Here is a 1,392-nt window from a genome sequence, read left to right on the forward strand (position 1 = left end):
TCCGTCCGCTGTTCCCAGAAGGCTTCATGAACGAAGTGCAGGTTGTCTGCACCGTCGTTTCCACCAGCAAGAAAACCGATCCGGACATCGCTGCGATGATCGGTACCTCGGCTGCCCTGGCCATCTCGGGCATCCCGTTCGACGGCCCGATCGGCGCCGCCCGTGTTGCTTTCCACGAAAGCACTGGCTACCTGCTGAACCCGACTTACGAGCAGCAAGCTGCTTCGAGCCTGGACATGGTCGTTGCCGGTACTTCGGACGCTGTGCTGATGGTTGAATCGGAAGCCAAAGAGCTGACCGAAGACCAGATGCTGGGCGCGGTACTGTTTGCTCACGACGAATTCCAGGTGGTGATCAACGCCGTTAAAGAACTGGCTGCCGAAGCTGCCAAGCCAACCTGGACCTGGGCTCCGGCTCCAGAAGCCACCGAACTGCTGGGCGCTATCCGTGCCGAGTTCGGCGACGCGATCTCCCAGGCTTACACCATCACCGTCAAGGCCGACCGTTACGCGCGCCTGGGCGAGCTGAAGGATCAGGTGGTTGCCAAGCTGTCCGGTGAAGAAGGCCAGCCTTCGTCCAGCGAAGTCAAAGCTGCTTTCGGCGAAATCGAATACCGCACCGTTCGCGAAAACATCGTTAACGGCAAGCCACGTATCGACGGTCGCGACACCAAAACCGTACGTCCGCTGAACATCGAAGTCGGCGTTCTGCCGAAGACTCACGGTTCGGCGCTGTTCACCCGTGGTGAAACCCAGGCTCTGGTCGTTGCAACTCTGGGCACCGCCCGTGACGCACAGCTGCTGGACACCCTGGAAGGCGAGAAAAAAGACCCATTCATGCTGCACTACAACTTCCCTCCGTTCTCGGTAGGTGAATGTGGTCGCATGGGTGGTGCTGGTCGTCGCGAAATCGGTCACGGCCGTCTGGCCCGTCGTTCGGTTTCGGCCATGCTGCCTGCCGCTGACGTGTTCCCGTACACCATTCGTGTGGTTTCGGAAATCACTGAATCCAACGGTTCGAGCTCGATGGCTTCCGTTTGCGGTGCTTCCCTGGCCCTGATGGATGCTGGTGTGCCGATGAAGGCGCCGGTTGCCGGTATCGCCATGGGTCTGGTTAAAGAAGGCGAGAAGTTCGCCGTCCTGACCGACATCCTCGGTGACGAAGACCACTTGGGCGACATGGACTTCAAAGTAGCCGGTACCGCCAAAGGCGTTACTGCGCTGCAGATGGACATCAAGATCAAGGGCATCACCGAAGAAATCATGGAAATCGCTCTGGGCCAAGCCCTGGAAGCGCGCCTGAACATCCTCGGTCAGATGAACCAGATCATCGGCCAGTCGCGTACCGACCTGTCGGCCACCGCTCCGACCATGATCGCGATGAAGATCGACA

General features: G+C 59.3%; 1 protein-coding gene. It reads left to right on the top strand.

The genetic code is table 11. The features are described 5' to 3' along the window. On the top strand, positions 1-1,392 hold a 1,392-nt coding region (pnp, locus tag ACIONG_RS30535; RefSeq protein WP_401304765.1), incomplete at both ends, for a polyribonucleotide nucleotidyltransferase.

Source organism: Pseudomonas sp. NPDC087817 (assembly GCF_044742875.1).
Taxonomy (GTDB): Bacteria; Pseudomonadota; Gammaproteobacteria; order Pseudomonadales; family Pseudomonadaceae; genus Aquipseudomonas.